The sequence below is a fragment of the Streptomyces spongiicola genome, assembly GCF_003122365.1.
Lineage (GTDB): Bacteria > Actinomycetota > Actinomycetes > Streptomycetales > Streptomycetaceae > Streptomyces > Streptomyces spongiicola.
The window spans coordinates 4,693,228-4,718,897 of record NZ_CP029254.1; the positions used below are offsets into that span (position 1 = coordinate 4,693,228).

General features: G+C 71.5%; 25 protein-coding genes and 5 tRNA genes. 18 read left to right on the top strand and 12 right to left on the bottom strand.

The genetic code is table 11. The features are described 5' to 3' along the window. The first annotated feature begins 6 nt into the window (after positions 1-6). Positions 7-210 carry an acyl-CoA carboxylase subunit epsilon gene (locus DDQ41_RS20630; RefSeq protein ID WP_109297848.1) on the top strand — a complete coding sequence of 68 codons (204 nt, stop codon included), beginning with the start codon at positions 7-9 and terminating at the stop codon, positions 208-210. 398 nt (positions 211-608) lie between these two features. Here DDQ41_RS20630 and DDQ41_RS20635 read toward each other — a convergent pair whose 3' ends face one another. The 8 genes from DDQ41_RS20635 to DDQ41_RS20670 form a co-directional block, all read right to left on the bottom strand. Next, a complete protein-coding gene (locus DDQ41_RS20635; RefSeq protein ID WP_026165101.1) occupies positions 609-1,190 on the bottom strand; it encodes a GTP-binding protein in 582 nt (193 codons plus the stop codon). After that, a complete protein-coding gene (locus DDQ41_RS20640) occupies positions 1,171-1,740 on the bottom strand; it encodes a DUF742 domain-containing protein (protein WP_109295817.1) in 570 nt (189 codons plus the stop codon). The genes DDQ41_RS20635 and DDQ41_RS20640 overlap by 20 nt, the downstream gene beginning before the upstream one ends. A gap of 96 nt (positions 1,741-1,836) precedes the next feature. Further along, positions 1,837-2,250: a roadblock/LC7 domain-containing protein gene (locus tag DDQ41_RS20645; RefSeq protein WP_030980891.1), complete on the bottom strand. Its 414-nt coding sequence runs from the start codon at positions 2,248-2,250 to the stop codon at positions 1,837-1,839. A 10-nt stretch (positions 2,251-2,260) separates the two neighbouring features. Beyond that, a complete protein-coding gene (locus DDQ41_RS20650; protein ID WP_109295818.1) occupies positions 2,261-5,596 on the bottom strand; it encodes a sensor histidine kinase in 3,336 nt (1,111 codons plus the stop codon). A 336-nt stretch (positions 5,597-5,932) separates the two neighbouring features. Continuing rightward, positions 5,933-6,514 carry a GTP-binding protein gene (locus tag DDQ41_RS20655; protein WP_026282171.1) on the bottom strand — a complete coding sequence of 194 codons (582 nt, stop codon included), beginning with the start codon at positions 6,512-6,514 and terminating at the stop codon, positions 5,933-5,935. Beyond that, a complete protein-coding gene (locus DDQ41_RS20660) occupies positions 6,495-6,902 on the bottom strand; it encodes a DUF742 domain-containing protein (RefSeq protein ID WP_026165243.1) in 408 nt (135 codons plus the stop codon). Before DDQ41_RS20660 ends, DDQ41_RS20655 begins: the two co-directional genes overlap by 20 nt. A gap of 143 nt (positions 6,903-7,045) precedes the next feature. Then, entirely contained in the window at positions 7,046-7,459 is a 414-nt protein-coding gene (locus DDQ41_RS20665; RefSeq protein WP_017947585.1) for a roadblock/LC7 domain-containing protein, read from the bottom strand. 9 nt (positions 7,460-7,468) lie between these two features. Continuing rightward, positions 7,469-10,933 (bottom strand): nitrate- and nitrite sensing domain-containing protein, encoded by a 3,465-nt coding sequence (locus DDQ41_RS20670; RefSeq protein ID WP_109295819.1) that lies wholly within the window; start codon positions 10,931-10,933, stop codon positions 7,469-7,471. 561 nt (positions 10,934-11,494) lie between these two features. On the opposite strand from DDQ41_RS20670, the gene DDQ41_RS31725 reads away from it, so the two are divergent. The 9 genes from DDQ41_RS31725 (at position 11,495) to DDQ41_RS20710 (ending at position 15,497) form a co-directional block, all read left to right on the top strand. Continuing rightward, on the top strand, positions 11,495-11,671 hold the full coding sequence (locus DDQ41_RS31725) for a hypothetical protein (protein WP_167450269.1): 177 nt from the start codon (positions 11,495-11,497) through the stop codon (positions 11,669-11,671). A gap of 81 nt (positions 11,672-11,752) precedes the next feature. Then, positions 11,753-12,547, top strand: coding sequence for a fumarylacetoacetate hydrolase family protein (locus tag DDQ41_RS20675; RefSeq protein ID WP_109295820.1), 795 nt, complete (start codon positions 11,753-11,755; stop codon positions 12,545-12,547). After that, positions 12,540-14,054, top strand: a complete 1,515-nt coding sequence (gltX, locus tag DDQ41_RS20680; RefSeq protein ID WP_172607722.1) for a glutamate--tRNA ligase — start codon at positions 12,540-12,542, stop codon at positions 14,052-14,054. Before DDQ41_RS20675 ends, gltX begins: the two co-directional genes overlap by 8 nt. A 108-nt stretch (positions 14,055-14,162) precedes the next feature. Further along, positions 14,163-14,885: an HAD family hydrolase gene (locus tag DDQ41_RS20685; RefSeq protein ID WP_109295821.1), complete on the top strand. Its 723-nt coding sequence runs from the start codon at positions 14,163-14,165 to the stop codon at positions 14,883-14,885. A 91-nt stretch (positions 14,886-14,976) separates the two neighbouring features. Continuing rightward, positions 14,977-15,048: transfer RNA gene (locus DDQ41_RS20690), tRNA-Gln, on the top strand. Positions 15,049-15,069: 21 nt separating this feature from the next. Next, positions 15,070-15,142, top strand: a tRNA-Glu gene (locus DDQ41_RS20695). Between the two features lie 87 nt (positions 15,143-15,229). Beyond that, a tRNA-Glu gene (locus DDQ41_RS20700) sits at positions 15,230-15,305 on the top strand. Positions 15,306-15,323: 18 nt separating this feature from the next. After that, positions 15,324-15,395: transfer RNA gene (locus DDQ41_RS20705), tRNA-Gln, on the top strand. A 29-nt stretch (positions 15,396-15,424) separates the two neighbouring features. Then, positions 15,425-15,497, top strand: a tRNA-Glu gene (locus DDQ41_RS20710). A gap of 145 nt (positions 15,498-15,642) precedes the next feature. Here DDQ41_RS20710 and DDQ41_RS20715 read toward each other — a convergent pair. Beyond that, positions 15,643-16,281: a MerR family transcriptional regulator gene (locus DDQ41_RS20715; RefSeq protein WP_172607735.1), complete on the bottom strand. Its 639-nt coding sequence runs from the start codon at positions 16,279-16,281 to the stop codon at positions 15,643-15,645. Positions 16,282-16,364: 83 nt separating this feature from the next. Between DDQ41_RS20715 and DDQ41_RS20720 the strand changes: the two genes are divergently transcribed. Then, a complete protein-coding gene (locus DDQ41_RS20720) occupies positions 16,365-16,850 on the top strand; it encodes a DUF4188 domain-containing protein (protein WP_245991270.1) in 486 nt (161 codons plus the stop codon). 212 nt (positions 16,851-17,062) lie between these two features. On the opposite strand, the gene ndgR is transcribed toward DDQ41_RS20720, so the two are convergent. After that, the gene (gene ndgR / locus DDQ41_RS20725; protein ID WP_109295824.1) at positions 17,063-17,779 is read right to left on the bottom strand and encodes an IclR family transcriptional regulator NdgR; all 717 of its coding nucleotides are present in this window, start codon (positions 17,777-17,779) and stop codon (positions 17,063-17,065) included. A gap of 176 nt (positions 17,780-17,955) precedes the next feature. Between ndgR and leuC the strand changes: the two genes are divergently transcribed. The 4 genes from leuC to DDQ41_RS20745 all read left to right on the top strand — a co-directional run bounded on the left by leuC (position 17,956) and on the right by DDQ41_RS20745 (position 21,111). After that, positions 17,956-19,389 (top strand): 3-isopropylmalate dehydratase large subunit, encoded by a 1,434-nt coding sequence (gene leuC / locus DDQ41_RS20730; protein WP_109295825.1) that lies wholly within the window; start codon positions 17,956-17,958, stop codon positions 19,387-19,389. A gap of 5 nt (positions 19,390-19,394) precedes the next feature. Beyond that, a complete protein-coding gene (leuD, locus tag DDQ41_RS20735) occupies positions 19,395-19,988 on the top strand; it encodes a 3-isopropylmalate dehydratase small subunit (RefSeq protein ID WP_109295826.1) in 594 nt (197 codons plus the stop codon). A 104-nt stretch (positions 19,989-20,092) separates the two neighbouring features. Then, entirely contained in the window at positions 20,093-20,320 is a 228-nt protein-coding gene (locus DDQ41_RS20740; protein WP_109295827.1) for an SCO5555 family protein, read from the top strand. A gap of 170 nt (positions 20,321-20,490) precedes the next feature. Next, a complete protein-coding gene (locus DDQ41_RS20745) occupies positions 20,491-21,111 on the top strand; it encodes an HU family DNA-binding protein (RefSeq protein ID WP_109295828.1) in 621 nt (206 codons plus the stop codon). Between the two features lie 123 nt (positions 21,112-21,234). Here DDQ41_RS20745 and DDQ41_RS20750 read toward each other — a convergent pair whose 3' ends face one another. Together DDQ41_RS20750 and cofC are read right to left on the bottom strand one after the other, a co-directional pair. Continuing rightward, a complete protein-coding gene (locus DDQ41_RS20750; protein ID WP_109295829.1) occupies positions 21,235-21,438 on the bottom strand; it encodes a hypothetical protein in 204 nt (67 codons plus the stop codon). Between the two features lie 94 nt (positions 21,439-21,532). Next, positions 21,533-22,174 carry a 2-phospho-L-lactate guanylyltransferase gene (gene cofC / locus DDQ41_RS20755; RefSeq protein WP_373995469.1) on the bottom strand — a complete coding sequence of 214 codons (642 nt, stop codon included), beginning with the start codon at positions 22,172-22,174 and terminating at the stop codon, positions 21,533-21,535. A 158-nt stretch (positions 22,175-22,332) separates the two neighbouring features. On the opposite strand from cofC, the gene DDQ41_RS20760 reads away from it, so the two are divergent. The 3 genes from DDQ41_RS20760 to DDQ41_RS20770 all read left to right on the top strand — a co-directional run bounded on the left by DDQ41_RS20760 (position 22,333) and on the right by DDQ41_RS20770 (position 25,377). Continuing rightward, complete coding sequence (locus DDQ41_RS20760) at positions 22,333-23,085, top strand: lysophospholipid acyltransferase family protein (protein ID WP_109295831.1); 753 nt, start codon at positions 22,333-22,335, stop codon at positions 23,083-23,085. Beyond that, complete coding sequence (locus DDQ41_RS20765; RefSeq protein ID WP_109295832.1) at positions 23,082-24,119, top strand: NAD(P)H-dependent glycerol-3-phosphate dehydrogenase; 1,038 nt, start codon at positions 23,082-23,084, stop codon at positions 24,117-24,119. The genes DDQ41_RS20760 and DDQ41_RS20765 overlap by 4 nt, the downstream gene beginning before the upstream one ends. 85 nt (positions 24,120-24,204) lie before the next feature. Continuing rightward, on the top strand, positions 24,205-25,377 hold the full coding sequence (locus DDQ41_RS20770) for a D-alanine--D-alanine ligase family protein (RefSeq protein ID WP_109295833.1): 1,173 nt from the start codon (positions 24,205-24,207) through the stop codon (positions 25,375-25,377). The last annotated feature ends 293 nt before the right edge of the window (positions 25,378-25,670 follow it).

Genomic DNA, 25,670 nt, shown 5'->3' on the forward strand with positions numbered 1-25,670 from the left:
CTGCACATGATCACGCCTGCCGAATCCCTGCTCCGCGTCGAGAAGGGGCACGCCGACCCCGAGGAACTCGCGGCCATCACGGCCGTTCTCCTCGCCCGCGCAGCGTCGCGGCCGCAGGCCGCGCCGGCCCACCGCGGCCGCAGCACCGCCGGGTGGCGCCGCCTGGAGCGCCAGTCCGGCTTCCGCGCGCCGCACTCCTGGCAGGGCTGACGCCCTTCCGGGCCCCAGGCGCCGTCCGGGAGCGGACGCTGCCTGCCGGCCGGGGGCCTGTCCGGCGACTGCCTGTACGACGACGGCCTGCACGACCCGATCGGGGTCGTGCAGGCCGTCGTCGTCGTGTTCGGGGCGTACACCGTCGGTCAGCCGGTCAGCCGGCCCGGTGCCTGGGTGCCCGGCCGACGGGCGGGCCGGCGTCCCGGCCCCGTGCAGCCGTCCGCCCCGCTGGACGAGGTCCGGCGGGGCGGATCGAGCGACGGCGTCGAAGGGGAGCGGACCGGGCGACCGTCCGCTCCCCGTCCGTCCCTCAGCGCGGCCACCGTCCGGCCGGGACGGGGGACGGGCCGCGGACGCGCCGGGACGGTGGACCCGTGGCGGACGGCGCGACGGCGCTACCGCAGGCGGGCCATGAGTGCGTGTTCGACGAGGGTGATGAGGGCGCTCTTGGCGTCGGCGCGGTGGCGGGCGTCGGTGGTGATGATGGGTGCGTCGGGTCCGATCTGGAGGGCTTCGCGGACTTCGTCGGGGGTGTAGGGCTGGTGTCCGTCGAAGCCGTTGAGGGCGATGACGAAGGGGAGGCCGCTGTTCTCGAAGTAGTCGACGGCGGGGAAGCAGTCGGCGAGTCTGCGGGTGTCGACGAGGACGACGGCGCCGATGGCGCCGCGGACGAGGTCGTCCCACATGAACCAGAAGCGGTCCTGTCCGGGGGTGCCGAAGAGGTAGAGGATGAGGTCCTGGTCGAGTGTGATGCGGCCGAAGTCCATGGCGACCGTGGTGGTGGTCTTGTCGCCGGTGTGTGTGAGGTCGTCGATGCCGGCTGACGCGGACGTCATGACGGCCTCGGTGCGCAGCGGGTTGATCTCCGAGACGGCGCCGACGAACGTGGTCTTGCCCACGCCGAAGCCGCCCGCCACCACGATCTTCGCACTGGTGGTTGAGCGGGCAGCACCGCCGCTAGAGCTTGCGAAGTCCACTGAGCACCCTTTCGAGCAGTGTCACGTCTGGCTGGCCGCCGGCGGTCTCGTCACCGCCGGGCTGGTGGATGGCGACGAGTCCGGCCTCGGCCAGGTCGGCTACGAGGATCCGGGCGACGCCGAGGGGGATGGAGAGGAGTGCCGAGATCTCGGCTACCGACTTGATCTCGAAGCACAGCCGGCAGATCCGCTGGTGCTCGGGCAACTGCCCTTGCAGCCGCGCGGGATCGGCCGTGGTGCTGACCAGCGCCTCGATGGCGAGCTGGTAGCGGGGCCGGGTCCGGCCGCCGGTCATCGCGTACGGACGCACCAAGGGGTTGCTGCCGCCCGACGCGGAAGCCGGCTCCGGGGCCTGGCGGGGATTCGCCGGACGGCTCCGGGGCCCCTGCGGCTGGTGGTACGACGGGTCGTACGGCTGCTGCGGCCGCTGGTAGGGCTGGGGACCACCGCCCCTGCTCGGTGAAGAGGGGAAGTTGAAGCGGTTCTGAGCGTGCTGACCCGGAGACTGCCGGGCCCCTTCGTATGGGTGTCCGCCTGGTGGTGTTGCCACGATTCCTCCTCCGAGTGCCCTACGCCGGTCCGTGTCCCTGTGGAGCCGCGCCACCGCACCCTATGGTGCGGTGGCCGCGAACGCACTGCCGTTCAGCTAGTTGAGAAGACTTCCCTGGAGTTCGGCGCGCAGGTCCGGGGTGAGGACGGTGCCTGCGCGGTCGACGAGGAGGGCCATCTCGTAGCCCACGAGGCCGATGTCCGCGTCCGGGTGGGCGAGTACGGCCAGTGAGGAGCCGTCGGAGATGGACATGATGAAGAGGAAGCCGCGTTCCATCTCCACGACGGTCTGGTTGACCGCGCCTCCTTCGAAGATCCTGGACGCCCCCGCGGTCAGCGAGGTCAGTCCGGACGCCACCGCCGCCAGCTGGTCGGCGCGGTCGCGCGGAAACCCTTCGGACATCGCCAGCAGGAGTCCGTCGGCGGAGACCACCACGGTGTGGGACACCCCGGGGGTGTTGTCCACGAAGTTGGTGATCAACCAGTTCAGATTCTGCGCCGCCTGGCTCATCGGGCTCACACTAACGCTCCTGGTTGTAGGTACTGCCCGGGCCGAAGCCCGATCCGTTCGTGTCCGTTCCCGCGCTGCGTCCCCGCTGGACGCCGCGCCGCAGGTTGCTCAACCTGCCACGCACGTCCTCAGGGGCGCGGGACACCTGAGGGCCGCTCTGCGGGGTCTGCTCCGCCGTGCCCTCGATCAGATTGGCCTTGGGAACCCGGCGGGGAAGCCCTGACGAGGTGACTCCGCCGGCCGCAGGCTTGCGGAGCTTCTCGGCCCGCTGCCAGCGCTCGTCGTTCCTCGAGCGCCACTCGTCGGAGCCGTCCGCCTCCGTGCCTCCGGCCTGGGCCGGCTGGGGGGCCTGCTCGGCCTGTCCCCCCGCCCGGCCGCCGCCGGCGGTGGAGGACTGCCACTGCGCTCCCTGCTGCGCCGGCTGTCCCTGCTGTCCTGGCTGGCTGCTGCCGCGGCGCGGCAGACCGGCGTCGGTCATCTGGTGGCCGGAACCGGTGGCCGGACCCGGACGTTCGAAGCCTACGCGCTCAGCGCCGTTCGCGGGAGCGGGGGGAGCAGATTCCGCATCCGGCCGGTACTCCGGCTCGTACGCCTCCTGGTACGTGCTCCGGTCCGTCCACTCCCCCTGGCGGGACCGGGAGGCGTGGCCGTTGCCGTACTCCGGTGCGGAGCCCTGCGGACCATCGTACGAGGCTTCCGGATACGCCTGCTCCCGGTGCTCCGGGTAACCGCCGGAAACCTGGAACTCGCCGGTGTTCTCGAAGCCGTTGGCGTCGTAGCCGTTCCGGCCGTAGCCGCCGCGGTCGTAGCCGTCGGGCTCGTAGCCGTTCTGCTCGTACCCGTTCTGCTCGTACGAGGGCTGCCGCTCCTGTGCGTAGCCCTGCTCGTACTGCTCCTCGGCGTAGCTCCCCTGATCCGCGTAGCCCTGCTCGGTGTCCTCGTGGAACGGCGGGTGGTCGCCGCCTGTCTGCGCCTCCAGCACGGCACGACGTTCCTCGCGCATCAGCGACCGGTTGACCGGGTCCAGCTCACGGGAGCCGCCGTCCGGCTGCTCCTCGTAGCGGGAGTCGTCGAAACCGAGTTCCGCGGCGGTGAGCGCCGGAGCGGTGTCGAAGGACGGCTGCGCCGGGATCATCTGGGAGACCGTGAAGTCGTCCTCCGGGACCTCCTCGCCACCGCCACCGTGGGTGATCGCGTCCGGGAGCATGACCAGCGACGTCGTACCGGCCTGCTCGCCCGAGGGGCGGAGCTGGACGCGGATGCCGTGGCGGTCGGACAGCCGGCCGACCACGAAGAGGCCCATCCGCTGCGAGACGGCGGCGTCCACCGTCGGCGGGTTGGCCAGCTTGTGGTTGATGTCGGCGAAGTCCTCGGCGGTCAGGCCGATGCCCTTGTCGTGGATCTCGACCATGACCCGGCCGTCGGGCAGCCGCGTCGCGGTGACACGGACCTTCGTCTGCGGGGAGGAGAACGTCGTGGCGTTCTCCAGCAGCTCGGCGAGCAGGTGCACCAGGTCGGTCACGGCCCGGCCGTGGATCTCGGTCTCCGGGACGCCGGTGAGTTCGATGCGCTCGTAGGACTCCACCTCGGAGGAGGCGGCCCGGAGCACGTCGACCAGCGGCACCGGCTGGTTCCAGCGGCGGCCGGGCTCCTCGCCGGCCAGCACGAGGAGGTTCTCGCCGTTGCGTCGCATACGGGTCGCCAGGTGGTCCAGCCTGAAGAGGTTCTCCAGCTGGTCCGGGTCGGCCTCGTTGTTCTCCAGGTCGGTGATCAGGGTCAGCTGCCCCTCGATCAGGGACTGGTTGCGGCGCGACAGATTGGTGAAGATCGCGTTGACGTTGCCGCGGAGCATGGCCTGCTCGGCGGCGAGCCGCACGGCCTCGCGGTGGACCTGGTCGAAGGCGCGGGCGACCTCGCCGATCTCGTCCCGGCTGTCGATCGGGATCGGCTGCACACGGGTGTCCACCCGGCCAGGCTCGGTGCGCGAGAGCTGGTCGACCAGCATCGGCAGGCGCTGCTCGGCGATACCGAAGGCGGCGGTGCGCAGCCGGTGCATCGAGCGGCTCATCTGGCGGGCCACCATGCCGGCCAGGATGAACGCGGTGAACAGGGCGACGACGACGATCAGACCGTTGACGAAGGCGTCGGTCCTGGCCTCGTCGGAGATCCGCGCCGCCTCGGCCACGGCCTTGTCGACGAGTTCCTTCTCGACCTCGCTGTAGCCCTCGAACTTGGCGGTGGCGGCGGGCATCCAGACGTCCTTGGTGACGCCGATCTCCGCGAGCTCGTCGGGGTCGGCACCGGTGCTGATCGCACCGACCATGCCGCCGAGGACCGAGCCGTCCTCGTCCTTGGGCGGGGGCTGGAAGTCCTGCCCCGAGGCGGCCGCGGCGGTGGCGGCGGCGGCCAGCGCCTTCCGGCCCTCCTCCGTCTTCTTGGCCATGACCTCCCTCAGCCTGTCCACGTCCGCCTGAGTGCCACCGGACTGGTACTCACCGAGTGCGATGGCCTCGAGGTAGGCGTAGGAGGTGAAGGCGATGGTCTGACCGGTCCTGATGTCCTGCTTCTTGCTCGGGCGGACGAGCAGTTCCATGCCGATCGAGCGCTGGAGCGACTCGGCGGCCTTGGCCAGCTGGATCGCGTACACCATCCGGCCGTAGCTCGTGACGTTGCCGGTGCCGAGGCCGAGTTCGTTGGCGAACTCCATCAGGTAGTGCTGGACGCCGACGTAGCTCTCCTGGGTGGCGACCGGGCCCCGCAGGTCGTCGGACGGGTCGTCGGGGTCCTCGCCCTCGGACTTGGCAGCCGTCTCGAACTGGGTCGTGTAGGCGGCCTCGCGCAGCTGCTCGAGGCCGGGTTCCGCTGCACGGAACAGGTTCAGGCGCCGCTGGAGGCCCTCCTTCGGCGGCATGTCCTCGACGGCCTCGTCGAACTTCCGCTTGGCGGCGTCCGTGGCGGCTCGCGCCTCCGTGACGACCCTGCTCTCCCTGTCGCCCTTCAGCAGGGGCTCCGCGGTGAGGTCCCGCTCGTTGAGGAGGGCCTGGCCGTACTCCGACGCGGCGCGGACGATGAGCGCCGTCTTCTCGGCGTCCTGGGCCTCGTTCCAGGTGTCGATCGACCCCTTCACCTGGAAGCCGCCCATGACGAGGCCGACCAGCACGGGTATGAGGAGGATCGCGTTCAGCCGGGTCGGCACACGCCAGTTGCGCGGCGACAGCCTGCTGGAGCTGCCACCGGCGGTGGCGGGCTCCGCGGGCTGCGCCTCCGGGGGCGACGCTGCGCGCAGGGGCGGGGTGAAGTTGCCCCGCGACTGCTGCTCCGCGGAGCTCGTCTTGCTTCGCCTCACTCGACCAACAACCTCTCGGCGTCGGCACCTAGGTTGTGCCGATAATTGTTCAGGGCCGTACTACTCATGAGTTCGTTGATTTCAGCACGCCGGGGGGGTCGGCTCCAAACAGCGGGAACCGGCCGATCCGGGCTCGTCGAACCGGAGATAAAACGGGCATAAATAGCGAGCCCCGGCAAAAACAGGGGCTTGCGTGAGCACAGCGATACCAGCCGGATGCGTCGGGTGTCCGAGCCCTCCGAATTCTCTGTCGAAACGTTATGAACATGGAGGCGGGCCGTGTCGAACAACACGGCCCGCTCATCAAGGTCTACGACAACTGCCTTGTGATCACTTCTACTTGAGGCGGGCCATGAGTGCGTGTTCGACGAGGGTGATGAGGGCGCTCTTGGCGTCGGCGCGGTGGCGGGCGTCGGTGGTGATGATGGGTGCGTCGGGTCCGATCTGGAGGGCTTCGCGGACTTCGTCGGGGGTGTAGGGCTGGTGTCCGTCGAAGCCGTTGAGGGCGATGACGAAGGGGAGGCCGCTGTTCTCGAAGTAGTCGACGGCGGGGAAGCAGTCGGCGAGTCTGCGGGTGTCGACGAGGACGACGGCGCCGATGGCGCCGCGGACGAGGTCGTCCCACATGAACCAGAAGCGGTCCTGTCCGGGGGTGCCGAAGAGGTAGAGGATGAGGTCCTGGTCGAGTGTGATGCGGCCGAAGTCCATGGCGACCGTGGTGGTGGTCTTGTCGCCGGTGTGTGTGAGGTCGTCGATGCCGGCTGACGCGGACGTCATGACGGCCTCGGTGCGCAGCGGGTTGATCTCCGAGACGGCGCCGACGAACGTGGTCTTGCCCACGCCGAAGCCGCCCGCCACCACGATCTTCGCACTGGTGGTTGAGCGGGCAGCACCGCCGCTAGAGCTTGCGAAGTCCACTGAGCACCCTTTCGAGCAGTGTCACGTCCGGCGTTCCGCCGGCCTCTCCGTTACCCGGCTGGTGGATCGCCACCATGCCGGCCTCCGCCAGGTCCGCCACCAGGATCCGCGCCACGCCCAGCGGCATCGACAGCAGCGCCGACACCTCGGCCACGGATTTGACCTCCCGGCAGAGATGGCAGATCCGCTGGTGCTCGGGCAGCAGCGTCGACAGGTGCGCCGGGTCGGCCGTCGTGCTGACCAGCGCCTCGATGGCGAGCTGGTAGCGGGGCCGGGTCCGGCCGCCGGTCATCGCGTACGGACGCACCAGCGGCTGGTCGCCTTCATGACCGTAGTCGGTGTCCATGGGGACACCGTACGGATCGTGAGAGGCGGGGGGCGGGGTCATGAATCCTCCGGGCGTGACAGCAAGTGGTCGGCTGTGCCGTCTGGGTGGGCCGGGTGGGGGCCGGTTGGGGCGGCCGGGCGGTGAGTGGACGGTTGAGGGGTGCCTGGGGCGCATCCCGCGGGCGGCGGGCTCGCCGACGGTTCCTAGTGAAGAAGGCTCCCCTGGAGTTCGGCGCGCAGGTCCGGGGTGAGGACGGTGCCTGCGCGGTCGACGAGGAGGGCCATCTCGTAGCCCACGAGGCCGATGTCCGCGTCCGGGTGGGCGAGCACGGCCAGTGAGGAGCCGTCGGAGATGGACATGATGAAGAGGAAGCCGCGTTCCATCTCCACGACGGTCTGGTTGACCGCGCCTCCTTCGAAGATCCTGGACGCCCCCGCGGTCAGCGAGGTCAGTCCGGACGCCACCGCCGCCAGCTGGTCGGCGCGGTCGCGCGGAAACCCTTCGGACATCGCCAGCAGCAGTCCGTCGGCGGAGACCACCACGGTGTGGGACACCCCGGGGGTGTTGTCCACGAAGTTGGTGATCAACCAGTTCAGATTCTGCGCCGCCTGGCTCATCGGGCTCAACTAACGCTCCTGCTGGTGAGTGGGGCCGACGTTGAAGCTGCCGGTGTTTCCGGAGCCGCCCGCCTGACGCCCCTGCTGGATGCCCCGGCGGAGATTGGTCAGCCGGCCCCGCACGTCGTCCGGCGCGCGGGACACCTGCGGACCGGCCTGGTGGGGCTGCTCCTGCGCGGTTCCCGGCACGAGGTTGGCGCGCGGGACCCGCCGGGGCAGACCCGAGGTGGTGACACCGCCGGCCGCGGGCTTGCGGACCCGCTCGGCCTGGCGCACCAGCTCGTCGTTGGGCGAGGTCCGCCACGAGGCGGCACCCGCGTTGTGCTGGCCGTCCTGGCCCGGCCGGCCCTGGTCGGCCCCCGGGTGGCGGGACGGACCCGACGGGGCGGGGCGCCCGGCCGGCTGGGACTGCGGCGGCGCGGCCGGGGGCTGCCCGGCTCCGTTCGCCCCGCCGCCCTGGCTCTGGTGGAACCAGTTCGTCTCCAGTGTGTCGTACAGCGGAGTGCGGCCGTCGCCGGGGCCGGACGCCGGCGGCAGTGCCTCCGGCTGCGGCTGGGCGGGCAGGCTGCCCACGGCCGGACGCGGGGCGCCGAAGTCGGCACCGCCGCGGCGCGGACGCGGGGCTCCTGGCCGGCCGTCGCCCGCCGCGGGCGGACGCGGGGCGCTGAAGTCGGGACGCTCGAACTGCTCGGTGGCCGCCGGGTCCTGGGCCGGGGGCCGGCCCCCGTAGCCGTAGCCGTCGCCGCCGGGCGCGGCGAACCGGCCCGTGGACTCCGGGTCCTCGTGGCCCCGCGGCGCCTCCTGGGCGGAACGCGACTGCTCCCCGCCCCACTCGACGGGCTGCGGGCGCTGCTGCCGGCCGCCGCCGGGCAGTTCGGCGCGCGGCCCGCCGCCGGGCGCCGGGCGCCCGGAGTCACGGCCCGGCTCGCCCCGACCGCGGTCCTGCATTCCCGGTCCGGGTGTACGGCCGCGCCCGGGGTCCGCGCCGAACGGGGCGAACGTACCCGTGGAGGCGCCGCCCTGCCGGGAGAAGTCCTGCCGGGAGAAGTCCTGTCCGGGGAAGTCCTGTCCGGCGAAGTCCTGCCCGGGGAAGTCCTGCTGTGCGGGCCCCTGGGCCGGACCGCCCTGCTGCGGGCCGCCGTCGCGGCCGGGGAGCGCCGCACGGGGAGCCGACCCCGCGCCGACCTGCCCGCGCTCTCCGCCCGGGGCGGGGCGGCCGCCCGGACCGGCCTGGGGGCCGCTGCCGAGACCGGGGCGTCCACCGCCGGCGGGAGCCTGCGGAGCGCCGTTCTGGCCGCCCGCACCGGGCTTGCCCGGCGCCCGCTTGCCGCCGTGGGCGACGTCGACGGGGAGCATGACCAGCGCGGTGGTGCCACCGGAGTCGGAGGGGCGGAGCTGGATGCGGATGCCGTGCCGCAGGGACAGCCGGCCGACCACGAACAGACCCATGCGGCGGGACACCGAGACGTCCACGGTCGGCGGCGAGGCCAGCCGCTCGTTGATCGCGGCGAGGTCCTCGGGGGAGAGGCCGATACCGGTGTCGTGGATCTCGACGAGCACCCGGCCGTCGGGCAGCGCGTGGCCGGTCACGCGCACCTTGGTCTGCGGGGAGGAGAACGACGTCGCGTTCTCCAGCAGCTCGGCGAGGAGGTGCACGAGGTCGTTGACCACACGGCCCGCGACCTCCGTCGCCGGGACGGAGGCCAGCTCGATGCGCTCGTACTGCTCCACCTCGGAGGCGGCTGCCCGGAGCACGTCGACCAGGGGGACGGGCCTGGTCCAGCGGCGGCCCGGCTCCTCGCCCGCGAGGACGAGGAGGTTCTCGCCGTTGCGTCGCATACGGGTCGCCAGGTGGTCCAGCTTGAAGAGGGAGGAGAGCTGGTCCGGGTCGGCCTCGCGGGACTCCAGCTCGGAGATCAGCGACAGCTGACGCTGGATGAGACCCTGCGAACGGCGCGACAGGTTGGTGAACATCGCGTTGACGTTGCCTCGCAGGAGGGCCTGCTCGGCGGCGAGGCGGACCGCCTCGCGGTGCACGTCGTCGAAGGCCGCGGCCACCTGCCCGATCTCGTCCCGGGAGTGCACGCCCACGGACTCGACCGTGGTGTCCACGTCCTGCGGGTCGGTCTCGGAGAGCTGCCTGACCAGTTCGGGCAGGCGGTCCTGGGCGACCCTGGTGGCGGTGTCCTGCAGCCGGCGCAGCGAGCGGATCATCGACCGGGCCACGACGAAGGCGCCGACCAGCGACACACCGAGCACCAGCAGGATGAGCGCACCGTTGATGATGGCGTCCTGCTGCGACTCCTGCTTGAGTTCGCGGGCCTTGCTCTCCATCTCACCGAGAAGCGTCTTCTCGATGGTGTTCATCGCGTCGATCTTGGTGTCGGCCTGGTCCGTCCAGTCCTTGTAGCCGCGGCGCTCGGCACCGGCCAGGCCGCTGGGGCGGCCGAGGACGCGGGTGGCGTACTCGTTCGCCTCCTCGATCTCGGAGTTGCCGTCCACCAGCGGGGCGGTCAGCTCCTCGGCGTTGCCGCCGAGAGAGGCGTAGGTGCGCTTGAACGAGGCGAGGGCCTGCTTCTCGTTCTCGGCGGCGTCGTCGCCCGTGAGGCGGTCGTTCTCGCTCATCTCGCCGGCGGACTTGGCGTTGGCCGGGAGCGCGGCCGCGATGATCGCGCGCTGGATGGACGCGTACTCCTTGGCGGCGGAGAAGGCCGCCAGGGCACGCGTGCGCTTGATCATCTCGGGGTTGTTGGTGGCCTGGGCCATGTCCTGGGACAGCGTGAGCAGCGACGTGATCAGCCGGTTGTACCGGTTGACCGTCTGGGTGGTCGAACCCTCGCCGTCGTAGGCGGTGCCCCGGATCTTGGCGATCGTCGTCACCTGCTGGGCGATCTGGCTGACGTTGGCGTGGATGCTCTCCAGCGCCTCGTCGCCCGAGGTGTCGCCGATGGAGACGGTCGCGGCGAGGAAGGCCTCCCTCCGGCGGTCCGTCTCCCGGCGGGGCTGGGCGACCTCGAAGGCGTCGGCGTTGCCGTTGTTCGCCAGCGGACCGGCCGCGTGGTCGCGCTCCTCCTGGAGGGCCTCGGCGAGGGCCGTGGCCTCCTTGGTCAGCTTGGTGAGCAGCTGCATGTGGTCCAGCTGCTCGATGTCGCTCATCGACTCGTTGATACGCAGGCCACCCAGGGTGGTCGCCGCGACGACGGGGAGCGCGAGCAGGGAGACCAGCCGGGTGCTGATGCGCCAGTTGCGCAGGGCGATACGGGAGCCCGTGTCGGAGGGGCTCTTGGCCTTGGGGCGGTCCGCCGGTTCCGCGGCGGCCGGGGCCGCGCCATGGCGCGCTCCGCGTTCACCGCCGTCGCCTGCCGGCCCCTGGTTCTGGGCGTGCTGGGGCGAGGGGCCGCGGTCGCCCGCGCCGCGCGGCTCCTTCTCAGCGGCAGCTTCCCCTTGGCCCTTGCGGGCCTGGGGACGCCCCATGCCATCCCTCTTGAAACGTCCCTGCACTAGCGTCGCAACCTCTGGACCAGGCGTCCCCCGCGGTACGGAAGGACGGTGTCGGCGTCATAGGGGCGGTGGAGGCGCCCCCAGGTGGTCGTGGACCGGCGCTTCCCCCCTTCTCCGCCGCCACTCGGCGCTGCGTTGCGCCCCCTGCGCGCCGGTCGTAACCCGCGGCGGTGCGTGGAATTCCAGCACAGTGCCGGATCTCCAACAAGGGCCGTGTACCGGCCTGTGACCTGAGTGACGGGGTGTGAGGGGAACGTCACAAGGTGTAGAAACGGATCGCGGAGGAATCGGGCGTTTATTGACGAGTCACTTACGGGCGGGGGGTGTCCCAGTCGCGATGATCGGGAGCGGAATGGCGTGTTCAGGTCCGCGATGTCCGTTTCCGAGCGAGCGTTCGGTTGCCTGGAATGACGGAATTGCGCTCGACTGCGTGAGCAAACTCACACGTAGATCGTTGGCTCTTCCGTGCTTTCGCAGGGAAATCGCTGCTTAGCCTGACGCTTTACAAGCACCGGTACACCGACTAGGCGAGCGATGAAGACGACGACGATGTTCCGCAACATAGCCAACCCCCGCCGCACGACCCTGGCGCACCTCGACGACGCCGGCGAGTTGCAGCCGGAGGCACGGCCGGAAGCGTCCGCCGCCCTCCCCGCCCAGACGGCCAACCCCCGCCGCACGACCATCGTGGACGCCCCCGCGGCGTTCTGACCCGGCGGGACGGCCCTCTCCCGCGCGTTAGCCTGGAGCGTCAGACTCCGGCCAGCGGATACAGAGGGGCGCGAGGCACCCGTGCGGATCGCCAGATTCTCCATCGACGGCAATGTCGCCTTCGGCGCGGTCGAGGGCGAGGGGACCGGCGATCCGGCCGGCCTCGTCCTGGACGTCATCAAGGGCGTCCCCTACGGCGACTTCGAGCTCTCGGGCACGAAGATCCCGGTGAGCGGGGTCAGGCTGCTGCCGCCCGTCCTGCCGAACAAGGTGGTGGCCATCGGCCGCAACTACGCGGAGCACGCCGCGGAGCTGGGCAACGAGGTCCCCGAGGCGCCGGTCGCCTTCCTCAAGCCCACCACCTCGGTGATCGGCACCGGTGACGCGATCGAGTACCCGTCCTTCTCCGAAGAGGTGCACCACGAGGCCGAACTCGCCGTCGTGATCGGCCGGATGTGCCGCGACGTCCCGCGCGACCGGGTCAAGGACGTCATCCTCGGCTACACCTGCGCCAACGACGTCACCGCCCGCGACGCCCAGCGGCGCGAGAAGCAGTGGGCCCGGGCCAAGGGCTTCGACACGTCCTGCCCGCTCGGCCCCTGGGTGGAGACCGGCATCGACCCGGCCCGCGCCGGCGACCTCACCATCCAGTGCACGGTCAACGGCGAGCAGCGCCAGCTGGGCCGCACCAGCGACATGATCCGCTCCGTCGAGGACCTGGTCGTCCACATCACCGAGGCCATGACGCTGCTGCCCGGAGACGTCATCCTCACCGGCACACCCGCCGGGGTCGGCCCCCTCAACGTCGGCGACGAGGTCGCCGTCACCATCGAAGGCATCGGCACTCTCACCAACAAGGTGATCAAGCGTGGCTAACGGACCCTCCCCCCTGCTCTCGGCTCCGCTCGGGCAGGGGGTACCCCCCCGCGTACGTTTCTGTCCCTCGCCGACCGGCAACCCCCATGTGGGTCTGGTCCGCACCGCCCTGTTCAACTGGGCCTTCGCCCGGCACAACAAGGGCACCATGGTCTTCCGCATCGAGGACACGGACGCGGCGCGCGACTCCGAGGAGTCGTACGACCAGCTCCTGGACTCGCTGCGCTGGCTGGGGCTCGACTGGGACGAGGGGCCCGAGGTCGGCGGGCCGCACGAGCCGTACCGCCAGTCGCGGCGCATGGACCTCTACCGGGACGTCGCCGGGAAGCTGCTGGCCGGCGGGTACGCCTACCGCTGCTACTGCACGGTCACCGAGCTCGACGAGCGCCGGGAGGCCGCCCGCGCCGCCGGCCGGCCCTCCGGCTACGACGGCCACTGCCGCGACCTGCCCGACGACCGGAAGGCCGCCTACGAGCGGGAGGGCCGCGAGCCGATCATCCGGTTCCGGATGCCCGACGAGCCGATCACCTTCACCGACCTGGTCCGCGGCGAACTCACCTTCACCCCGGACAACGTGCCGGACTACGGCATCGTCCGGGCCAACGGCGCGCCCCTCTACACCCTGGTCAACCCGGTCGACGACGCGCTGATGGACATCACCCACGTGCTGCGCGGCGAGGACCTGCTCTCCTCCACCCCCCGCCAGATCGCGCTCTACGGGGCGCTGATCGAACTCGGCGTCGCCCACCGGATCCCCGCCTTCGGGCATCTGCCGTACGTCATGGGAGAGGGCAACAAGAAGCTCTCCAAGCGCGACCCGCAGTCGTCCCTCAACCTCTACCGGGAGCGCGGCTTCCTGCCGGAGGGCCTGCTCAACTACCTCTCCCTGCTCGGCTGGTCCTTCTCCGCGGACCAGGACGTCTTCTCCGTCGCCGAGATGGTCGGAAGGTTCGACATCGCGGACGTCAACGCCAACCCGGCCCGCTTCGACCTCAGGAAGGCCGAGGCGATCAACGCCGACCACATCCGCCGGCTGGACGTGAAGGCCTTCGCCGAGGCCTGCGAGCCGTGGCTGCGGGCCCCGCACGCGAACTGGGAGCCCGAGGACTTCGACCGGTCCGCGTGGGAGGCCGTCGCCCCGTACGCCCAGACCCGGCTGACGGTCCTCTCCGACATCACCGCCAACGTCGACTTCCTCTTCCGCAGGGAGCCGGTCGAGGACGGGGCGTCCTGGCAGAAGGCCATGAAGGAGGGCTCCGGCGCCCTGCTGCGTACGGCCCGCGAGAAGCTCGCGGCCGCCGACTGGGCCCACCCGGAGGCGCTGAAGGAGGCGGTCCTGGCCGCGGGCGAGGAGCACGGCCTCAAGCTCGGCAAGGCGCAGGCCCCCGTACGCGTCGCGGTCACCGGCCGCACGGTGGGCCTGCCGCTCTTCGAGTCGTTGCAGATCCTGGGCCGCGGGAAGTCGCTGGCGCGCATCGACGCGGCGCTGGAGAAGCTCGGGGCGTAGCCCCTCGCCGTGCGTACCCGGGGCGGCGGCCGCGTGCCGCCGCCCTCCGGGCCGCCCGCCGCGTCCTTTCCCGGCCGGGCGGCCGCCCCTTCGGCGTAGCCTCGGACCATGCCGATCCGAGCCGTCCTGTGGGACATCGACGACACGATCTTCGACTACGCCGGAGCCGACCGCGCGGGCATGGGGCGGCACCTCCGGGCCGAGGGCCTGGCCGAGGCCTACGCGTCCGTCGACCGGGCCCTGGCCCGCTGGAAGGAACTCACGCTGATCCACTGGCGGCGCTTCGAGGCCGGGGGAGTGGACTTCGAGGCCCAGCGGCGCGACCGGGTCAGGGACTTCCTCGGTCAGCCGGCCATGAGCGACGCCCTGGCGGAGGAGTGGTTCGCCCGCTACGTCGCCCACTACGAGGCCGCATGGCGGCTGTTCCCCGACGCCGTGCCCGCGCTGGACCGGCTGGCGAACGGCTTCCGGCACGCCGTGCTGTCGAACTCCTCCCTCCGCAACCAGCACCGCAAGCTGACGGTGCTGGGCGTCCGCGACCGCTTCGAGGCGGTCGTCTGCGCCGCGGAGCTGGGCGTCGCCAAGCCCCGGGCCGCCGCCTTCCACGCCGCGTGCGACGCGCTCGGGCTGCCCCCGGGGCAGGTGGCGCACGTCGGCGACCACCCGGACATCGACGCCCGGGGAGCCGTCGCCGCCGGGCTCGCCGGCATCTGGCTGGACCGCGTCGGGGCGGGCGGCCGGCCGGAGCTGACCAGGATCACCGGTCTCAGCGAGCTGCCCGCCCTGTTGCGGGGCGATACCCGTTTTGGAGCGCCGTCCTCCTTCGGGTAATGTTCTTCCTGCGCCGAGGGAAGCGGGCCGAAAGGCCGAAACCGGAAGCGCACAACCTGAACGAAACCCCCGCAGGGGGGTTGAGTTTTGGTGGCCTATGGTGTAATTGGCAGCACGACTGATTCTGGTTCAGTTAGTCTTGGTTCGAGTCCAGGTAGGCCAGCTCGCAGAGCTCATCTGCAAAGCCCCCGTTGTGTAGCGGCCTAGCACGCCGCCCTCTCAAGGCGGTAGCGCCGGTTCGAATCCGGTCGGGGGTACAGATCCTTCCCGTGTGATCACCGGGTCGCTCCCGGTGGTCCCGCAGTGAAAAAACATCCGGTTCCAGCCGGGTGGGGATCGTCCAGGCCCCCGTTGTGTAGCGGCCTAGCACGCCGCCCTCTCAAGGCGGTAGCGCCGGTTCGAATCCGGTCGGGGGTACCAACTGGTCTAAACCACCAGTGGCCTATGGTGTAATTGGCAGCACGACTGATTCTGGTTCAGTTAGTCTTGGTTCGAGTCCAGGTAGGCCAGCTGATCCGCCTTCGACGGATCAAGATCTTGCCCCCGTTGTGTAGCGGCCTAGCACGCCGCCCTCTCAAGGCGGTAGCGCCGGTTCGAATCCGGTCGGGGGTACACCGAGGAGAGGTCCTCCCGTCCGGGAGGGCCTCTCCGTCTTTCCCGCTGTTTTCCCGCTCGGCCGTTCCCTGCTGTTTCCTGCTGTTTCCTGCCGTTCGTCCCTTCCTGTTCCTGCCTTCCTGCTCGGCGGGTCCCCTCCCGGTCAGCCGAAGCGCCGGTTCGACTCCTCGGCCTGGGCCAGCCTGCGCAGTCCGAGCAGCACCGGCTCGTAGAGCACGGTCAGTGCCACCGCCGCCTCCACCTGTTCCTCCCCGGGCTCGTACCGCTCCACCAAGTCCAGGTCCGTGACGGCCAGTTCGGCCGCGCTCCGGCCGTACGGCAGCAGCTGGCCGACATCGCAGGGATATCCGAGGCGCACCATCGTGGCGATCCCGGAGACCACCATCCGGTAGGCGGGTGACTGCGCGCCCGCCTCCCGGCCGAACGTCCAGCCCAGCTGGTCCAGCAGGGCGTCCACCGCGCGGCGTGCCTCGTCGGCGGCCGGGTCGTCCTCGCCCTGCTCCGGGTCGTCCGGGATGGCCCAGACGGCCGCGCCGAGCCGCCTGTGGGGGTCGAGGCCGTCGTCGGCGACTGCCGCGAGCACCTCGCGCGCCGTCGCCACCGGCATCCGGCCGACCTGGATCAGCGCGCGGACCAGGCGGAGCCGGCGCAGATGCCCCTCGTCGTACTCGGACTGCCTGGCGCTGACCCGCCGGCCGGGCGGCAGCAGCCGCTCACGCAGGTAGTACTTGATCGTCGGTATCGGCACCCCGCTGCGTTCGCTGAGCTCCGCGAGCCTCATGCACTTGCGCCCCTTCTTGGAGAGTGTCACTATCCAAGCATGGATAGCAGAACTATCCAAGGTGAGTCCAAGGGGAAACAGCGATGGGCAGCACTCCGATCCAGGGTCGTATGACCGCCGATGCGCAGGGCGACGTGATCGTCTTCCTCATCGGGATGCGTATCAACAGCTTCCGCGCGGTGCGGAGTTGGTGGCCGGTGTTCCGGGCCATGACGCGGATGCTCAAGGAACTGTCGCGGGACGAGGGGGGCGGGCTGCTCGGCCACCGGCTGCTGCTGGGCGGGCCGCGTGTCCTGTTCGTCGTCCAGTACTGGGACAGTGTGGAGAAGCTCTTCGCCTACGCGGCGGACCAGGACAGGGGGCACCGCCCGGCCTGGGCGGCGTTCAACAGGCGGATGCGCGAGGGCAGGGGCCGCGTCGGCTTCTGGCACGAGACCTACATCGTGCCGGCGGGCTCGTACGAGAACGTCTATGTGAACATGCCCGCGTACGGGCTGGGGGCGGCGACCGGTGTCGTCCCCGTCGCCCGCCGCGGCGACCGGGCGGCGGAGCGCCTGCGCTCCGCGTGATCGCGGGGCGCCCGGCCGTGCGCCCCGCCACCGCCGGAGGGGGCCTGCTCTTCGGGCGCGGCGGAAGGGCTCCGCCCGCGCCTGGGCCCACGCCGGGCACGGGAGCGGGAGCGGGCACGGGACGGCCGCCGGAGTGTCCGACTGCGGCCACACGTTCCGGCCGGGCGCGGGCGCGGGGCGGCCGCCGGGGGAGCGCCGAGGCGGGAGAGGTGTCAGCCGGAGCGGCGCAGGGCGTCGGACAGGCGCGCCGCCGCGTCGATCACGGCCTGGGCGTGCATCCGGCCGGGGTGCCGGGTGAGGCGCTCGATCGGTCCCGAGACCGAGACGGCGGCGACGACCCGGCTGGAGGGGCCGCGCACCGGTGCCGAGACGGAGGCGACGCCCGGCTCGCGCTCGCCGATCGACTGCGCCCAGCCCCGGCGCCGTACGCCGGACAGCGCCGTCGCCGTGAAACGGGCCCCCTGCAGCCCCCGGTGCAGTCGCTCCGGCTCCTCCCACGCCATCAGGATCTGGGCCGAGGAGCCCGCCTTCATGGTGAGCGTGGAGCCGACGGGTACCGTGTCCCGCAGTCCGGACAGCCGCTCGGCGGCCGCCACGCAGATGCGCATGTCTCCCTGGCGCCGGTACAGCTGCGCGCTCTCGCCCGTGACGTCGCGCAGATGCGTCAGCACCGGCCCGGCCGTGGCCAGCAGCCGGTCCTCGCCCGCCGCGGCGGCCAGCTCCGCCAGTCGCGGGCCGAGGATGAACCGGCCCTGCATGTCCCTCGCCACCATCCGGTGGTGTTCCAGAGCCACGGCGAGGCGATGGGCCGTGGGTCGTGCGAGCCCTGTCGCCGCGACCAGCCCGGCGAGGGTGGCCGGACCGGACTCCAGGGCGCTCAGCACCAGAGCTGCCTTGTCGAGAACGCCGACACCGCTAGAGTTGTCCATGCAACGATACTCACGTCTCACTCTGTGAAACGCAAGTTCACATTCCCCGAGAAGTTGCGACTCTGGAGGTGTGCCCGCACAAGGGCCCGTGCTCTCCGCCCGGCCCGACATGCGGACGGAGGTGCAATCGATCTCTAGTTGGTGCCCGGCGGCGCTGCCGGGCCGGAGGGAAAGCGATGGGCAGGACACTCGCGGAGAAGGTCTGGGACGACCATGTCGTCCGGCGCGCCGAGGGCGAGCCAGACCTCCTCTTCATCGATCTCCATCTCCTGCACGAGGTGACGAGCCCGCAGGCGTTCGACGGTCTCCGCCAGAACGGCCGGCGGGTGCGGAGGCTCGACCTCACCATCGCTACCGAGGACCACAACACCCCGACGCTGGACATCGACAAGCCCATCGCGGACCCGGTGTCCCGGGCCCAGCTGGAGACCCTGCGCAAGAACTGCGCGGAGTTCGGGGTCCGGCTGCACCCGCTGGGCGACGTCGAGCAGGGCGTGGTGCACGTGGTGGGGCCGCAGCTGGGGCTGACCCAGCCGGGTACCACGGTGGTCTGCGGCGATTCCCACACCTCGACCCATGGCGCTTTCGGCGCGCTGGCGTTCGGGATCGGCACCTCGCAGGTCGAGCACGTGCTGGCCACCCAGACGCTGCCCCTGACGCGCCCCAGGACGATGGCGATCACCGTCGAGGGGGAACTGCCCGAAGGGGTCACCGCCAAGGACCTGATCCTTGCCATCATCGCCAGGATCGGCACCGGCGGCGGCCAGGGCTACGTCCTGGAGTACCGGGGCTCCGCCATCGAGAAGCTCTCGATGGAGGCGCGCATGACCGTCTGCAACATGTCGATCGAGGCCGGCGCCCGGGCGGGCATGATCGCCCCCGACCGGACCACGTTCGACTACCTGGAGGGACGCGACCACGCACCCAGGGGCGCGGAGTGGGATGCCGCGGTCGCCTACTGGGAGACCCTGCGCACCGACGACGACGCGGTCTTCGACGCCGAGGTGTTCATCGACGCCGCCGAACTGTCCCCCTTCGTCACCTGGGGCACCAACCCCGGCCAGGGCGCACCGCTGTCCGCCAGTGTCCCCGACCCGGCGTCGTACGAGGACGCATCGGAGCGCCACGCCGCCGAAAAGGCCCTGGAGTACATGGGGTTGACCGCCGGGCAGCCGCTGCGCGACATCCGGGTCGACACCGTCTTCGTAGGCTCCTGCACCAACGGCCGTATCGAGGACCTGCGCGCCGCCGCGGACGTCCTCGGCGGCCGCAAAGTCGCCGACGGCGTGCGGATGCTGGTCGTCCCCGGCTCGGTACGCGTCGCGCTCCAGGCCGTCGAGGAGGGCCTGGACAAGGTCTTCAAGGCGGCGGGTGCCGAATGGCGGCACGCGGGTTGCTCGATGTGCCTGGGCATGAACCCCGACCAGCTCGCTCCCGGGGAGCGCTCGGCCTCCACCTCCAACCGCAACTTCGAGGGGCGCCAGGGCAAGGGCGGCCGCACCCATCTGGTCTCGCCGCAGGTCGCCGCCGCCACCGCGGTCCTCGGCCACCTCGCCTCCCCCGCCGACCTGACCGACGCGTCCGCCACGCCCGCACCAGCCGGAGTCTGACCGCCATGGAAGCCTTCACCACCCACACCGGCCGGGTCGTCCCGCTGCGCCGCAGCAACGTCGACACCGACCAGATCATCCCCGCGCACTGGCTGAAGAAGGTCACCCGCGACGGGTTCGAGGACGGACTGTTCGAGGCCTGGCGGAAGAACGACGACTTCGTCCTCAACCAGCGCGAACGGCAGGGCGCGACCGTCCTGGTCACCGGCCCCGACTTCGGCACCGGCTCGTCCCGGGAGCACGCCGTGTGGGCCCTGCAGAACTACGGCTTCAAGGCGGTGATCTCCTCCCGCTTCGCCGACATCTTCCGCGGCAACTCCCTCAAGAACGGCCTGCTGACCGTGGTCCTCCCGCAGGGCACGGTGGACCGGCTGTGGGAGCTGACCGAGGCCGACCCCGGCGCGGAGATCACCGTCGACCTGCATGCCCGGGAGGTCCGCGCCCAGGGCCTCACCGCCGCCTTCGAACTCGACGAGAACGCCCGGTGGAGGCTGCTGAACGGACTCGACGACATCAGCCTCACCCTTCAGAACGAAGCGGACATCGCGGCGCACGAAGCCTCCAGGCAGTCCTTCAAGCCCCGCACGATGGAGGTCTGAACAGCGGTTTCCCGGCGCTGCGCCCCTCACCGCCCGGTGGGGGGCGCAGTCGTGTGTTGAGGCCCCCCGGGGCGACAACTCGCCCCAGATGGCACAATCGGTGCATGGAACGCGACAGTCAACTCGAGCTCTACGAGGCGGTCGCTGCCCGACTGAAGGAAGCGCACACAAGGGTGCGCGAACTGCATGTTCCGGAGAGCGTGCGGCTGGCGCTGTCCCGGAAGCTGCTGGCGGTGACGGCCGTGGCGAAGCACGATCTCGCAGACGCCGCAAGGCGCCTGGACCGGCTGATGAAGGACCTCGATGAAGGTCGATTCCCCCAAGGCGACTGACCGTCCGGCGGCGGGGCCGATATGCGACGCGGTCGCGTGCCGCGACGGTCGACTTCGTTGCGGCACTAGGGTGATTAGCCCGTTTCGTGTTTGATTTGCGGTATATATCTGCCTAACGTGCGAAATAGCTTGAACAGTTTCGTTCCGGCGATGTCTCCGAAGGGGAAGACGTGAACAAGGCGCAGCTCGTAGAAGCGATTGCCGACAAGATGGGCGGCCGGCAGCAGGCCGCCGACGCTGTCGACGCGGTCCTCGACGCGATCGTCCGCGCGGTTGTCGGCGGCGACCGGGTTTCGGTCACCGGCTTCGGCTCGTTCGAGAAGGTGGACCGTCCGGCCCGCTACGCCCGCAACCCGCAGACGGGCGAGCGCGTGCGGGTCAAGAAGACCTCGGTGCCGCGATTCCGCGCGGGCCAGGGCTTCAAGGACCTGGTGAGCGGCACGAAGAAGCTCCCCAGGGGTGGCGAAGTGTCCGTCAAGAAGGCTCCCAAGGGCAGCCTCCAGATGGGAGCCGCCGCGAAGAAGGCCGCAGCCAAGAAGGCGACGGCGAAGAAGGCGGCGGCGAAGAAGACCACCGCCAAGAAGACCACGGCGAAGAAGGCGGCGGCGAAGAAGACCACCGCCAAGAAGACCACGGCGAAGAAGGCGGCGGCGAAGAAGACCACCGCGAAGAAGACGGCCGCGGCGAAGAAGACCGCTCCCGCCAAGAAGGCGGCGGCCAAGAAGGCGCCGGCGAAGAAGGCCAGCGCGCGCAAGACCTCCGCCAAGAAGGCCACCGCCCGCAAGAAGTAGGCGGCGCAGCAGTTCAGGGCCACTCACGCGACGGGCCGGACTCCCCTGGGGGAGCCCGGCCCGCGGCGTTTCCCGGATCGCCCCGTACCGTCCCGTCCGGGGCGGGTCACAGCGTCTGCAGGGTCACAGCGTCTGCAGGGTGACCAGGGTGATGCGGAGATCGCCGCCCTCGCCCTCGGTCTCGATACGGACCCGCTGACCCGGGCGCAGCAGCAGAAGCCCCCCGGCGTCGAACGCCGCGGTGCCGAAGTCCACCGGAGTCCCGTCGTCGAGCAGCACGCTCCCGCTGCGGGTCGATGGGTCGTACGTGTACGCGGTCGCCTGCATGCCCCGAGCCTATCCGGCGCCGGCGGAGGACGTTCCGCCCCGGTCCGGGCCCGGTTCCGGGCAATCCCGGCCGTCCGGGACCGGCGGCGCGGGTTCAGCGGCACCAGGCGGCCGGTGCCGCGGCGCACCGGGCGGCGGTTCGGGGACCGACGCCCAGCGCGAGGGCCGCCCGCAGATCGTCCCCGGTGTCCACGTCGCGGCGCACCGAGTCCACCGCGTCCAATTCGATTTCCACGGCACCCGAGGCCGAATGCCGGTGCCGCGAGGGACCGCCGAATGCGGGACGCAATTCCGTGCCGGGTGCCGCCGACAGGAATGTCGTGCCAATTCCGGCGGCATCCGCCAGGAAAGCCCTGGGGAATTTCCGGGCCGCGGCGAGCACCCGTTCCAATTCCGCCGGGCGCAGGGCCGGCAGGTCCGCGTTGAGCGCCGCCACCGCGGCGGCCGGCCGCCGCGCACGCACCTCCGCGGCCCCGTGGGCCAGTGCCGCGTTGAGCCCGGCGCCCGGCGCGTCCGGGACGGTGCGCGCGCCCAGCGCGGCCAGCTCGGCCGCCGCCAGCGGATCGTCGGTGACGACCAGCACGTCCCGCACCGCACGGCAGCGCAGCGCCCCGGAGACCGTGTCCTGCGCGAAGGCGAGCGCGAACCGCGGGCGCATCGCACCGCCCGCGGCCTCCGACAGCCGGCTCTTGGCCAGTGCCAGCGGTTTCAGGGGGACGACCAGTGACCAGTGCACGGGCACATTGTCACCCGCGCCCGTGGCGGCCCGGCGGCCCGGTGTCACGGGCGGGGCGTACGGTGTCCTCGACAGACCAGGGGCCCGGGGCGACACTTGACCCCCAGCAGCCGGGCACCAGCCGGGCGGCCGTCAGGTCCGAAGAGGAAGGTGTCCGAGTGTCCCGCCGCAGAATCGGCTTCTGGTACCGCCTTGCAGCGGCCATCGCGAAACCGCCGCTGGTGGTTCTGTTCAAGCGGGACTGGCGGGGAATGGAGCACATTCCGGCCGACGGCGGATTCATCACCGCGGTCAATCACAACTCCTACCTGGACCCGCTGTCCTACGCGCACTACCAGTACAACACCGGACGCGTCCCGCGCTTCCTCGCGAAGGCCGGGCTCTTCGAGGGCTCCTTCGTCGGCATGATGCTTCGCCGAACAGGCCAGATCCCCGTCTACCGGGAGACGACGAACGCCCTCGACGCCTTCCGGTCCGCCGTCGACGCCATCGAACGCGGCGAGTGCGTCGCGTTCTACCCGGAGGGCACGCTGACCCGGGACCCCGCGATGTGGCCGATGGCCGGCAAGACCGGCGCCGCCCGCGTCGCGCTCCTCACCAAGGCCCCGGTCGTCCCCGTCGCCCAGTGGGGCGCCAACCTGGCGATGCCGCCGTACGCACGGGAGGACAAGCTGCGGCTGTTCCCCCGCAAGACCCTGATCGTGCAGGCGGGACCGCCCGTGGACCTGTCCCGTTTCCACGGTGTGGAGCCCACCCCCGACGTCCTGCGCGAGGCCACCGAGGTCATCATGGCCGCGATCACCGCGCAGCTGGAGGAGATCCGCGGTGAGCTGGCCCCGGCCATGCCGCACGACCACCGCGGGGCGCGGGCCGATCAGCGGCGCGACGCCGCGGGGGAGGGGACGCAGTGACTCGTTCCGTCAAAGCCGCCGTCTTCGGCACGGGCTCCTGGGGCACGGCCTTCTCGATGGTCCTGGCCGACGCCGGCTGCGAGGTGACCCTCTGGGGCCGCCGCGCCGGGCTCGTCGACGCCGTCAACAGCACCCGCACCAACCCCGACTACCTGCCGGGGGTCCTGCTCCCCGAGGCGGTCCGGGCCACGACCGACCCCGCCGAGGCGGCCCGGGACGCCGACTTCACCGTCCTCGTCGTCCCCTCCCAGACCCTGCGCGCCAACCTCACGGAATGGGCGCCGCTGCTGGCCCCCGGCACCGTGCTGGTCTCGCTGATGAAGGGGGTCGAACTCGGCACCGCCAGGCGGATGAGCGAGGTCGTCGAGGAGGTGGTCGCCAAGGCGCCCGCCGGGGGCGCCCCGGACGACGTCAGGCGGAGGGTGGCCGTCCTCACCGGGCCCAACCTGGCCAGGGAGATCGCCGCCCGCCAGCCCGCCGCCGCGGTGGTGGCCTGCGCCGACGAGGACGTCGCCCGGCGCCTCCAGTCCGCCTGTATGACCCCGTACTTCCGCGCCTACACCAACACCGACGTCGTCGGCTGCGAACTCGGCGGCGCCGTCAAGAACGTGATCGGCCTGGCCGTCGGCATCGCGGACGGCATGGGTCTCGGCGACAACTCCAAGGCCACCCTCATCACCCGCGGACTCGCCGAGACGACCCGCCTCGGACTCGCCATGGGCGCCGACCCGATGACGTTCTCGGGCCTCGCCGGCCTCGGCGACCTCGTGGCCACCTGCTCCTCGCCGCTCTCCCGGAACCACACCTTCGGCACCAACCTCGGCCGCGGGATGACGCTCCGCGAGACCATCGCCGCGACCAGGCAGACGGCCGAGGGCGTGAAGTCCTGCGAGTCCGTCCTGGATCTGGCCCGCCGGCACGGCGTCGACATGCCCATCACCGAGACGGTCGTGTCGATCGTCCACGAGGGCAAGCCACCGGTCGTCGCTCTCAAGGAGCTGATGTCCCGCAGCGCCAAGCCCGAGCGCCACTGAGGAGAGGCAGCCGGATCCTGCTCTTCCGTTCGGCGGCCGCGCGCCCCTTCGACCCGGCGGAGGCGCAGGGTACGCTCGTCGCGATATGAGCGAGAACCAGTCCCAGAGCACCGGCCCTGCCCCCACCGGCGGCGAGGCGCTCCGCAAGCCGCGCGTCGCGGTCGTCTTCGGCGGCCGAAGCTCCGAGCACGCGATCTCCGTCGTGACGGCCGGCGCCGTGCTGCGCGCCATCGACCGCACCAAGTACGAGGTCCTGCCCATCGGCATCACCGCGGACGGCCGCTGGGCGCTCACCGCCGACGAGCCCGGCCGGATGGCCATCGCCGACCGGCGGCTGCCGTCCGTCGACGACCTCGCGGAGTCCGCCGAGGGCGGTGTGGTCCTCTCCGTCGACCCCGCCAACCGCGAGGTCGTCTACAGCGAGCCGGGCTGCGTCCCCAAGGCCCTCGGCGAGGTCGACGCCGTCTTCCCCGTGCTGCACGGCCCGTACGGTGAGGACGGCACGCTCCAGGGCCTGCTGGAACTCGCCGGAGTCCCGTACGTGGGATCCGGCGTCCTCGCCTCGGCCGTCGGCCAGGACAAGGAGTACATGAAGCGCGTCTTCGCGTCCTTCGGACTGCCGGTCGGCCCCTACACGGTGATCAGGCCCCGAGAGTGGGAGCAGGACCCTTCCGCCGCCCGCAGGAAGGTCGTCGACTTCGCCGGCGAGCACGGCTGGCCGCTGTTCGTGAAGCCCGCCCGCGCCGGTTCCTCGATCGGCATCACCAAGGTCGACGGCCTCGACGGGCTGGACGAGGCCGTGCGGGAGGCCCGGCGCCACGACCCCAAGGTCATCGTGGAGGCACTGCTGCGCGGACGCGAGATCGAGTGCGGTGTGCTGGAGTTCGAGGACGGCCCCCGCGCCAGCGTCCCGGCCGAGATCCCGCCCGTCTCCTCGCACGACTTCTACGACTTCGAGGCCAAGTACATCGACTCGGCCACCGGGCTGGTGCCCGCGCCGCTCACCGACGGGCAGACCGCCGAGGTGCGGCGCCTCGCGGTCGAGGCGTTCGAGGCCGCGTCCTGCGAGGGGCTGGTCCGCGCGGACTTCTTCCTCACCGAGGCGGGCGAGTTCGTGATCAACGAGATCAACACCATGCCGGGCTTCACGCCCATCTCCATGTACCCGCGCATGTGGCAGGAGTCCGGAGTCGACTACGCGGAACTCGTCGACCGCCTCCTCCAGGCGGCGCTCCGGCGTTCCACCGGCCTGCGCTGAACCGCCTCCCCCGCACCCGCCGGCGGGTGCGGGGGAGGCGGTTCACACCGAACAGGGCAGAGGCCGGGAGCCGGCCGGCCCCGCCGACCCGGGACCACTTCGCTGCGGCGGGGCTGCGCCCCGCGTTCGCCGAGGACGGCACGCGCGCCGGCGGACCCCCGAGCCCGGCGGGCCGGTCCGGACACCGCGTGGCCGGCCGGGCGCACTCGCCGGCCGTCGGCGCCTGCGGTCCTCGCCGGTCCGGCACCACCCCGGCGCCCTGCGGCCGACCGGGGCGCGCAGTCACGGCGGAC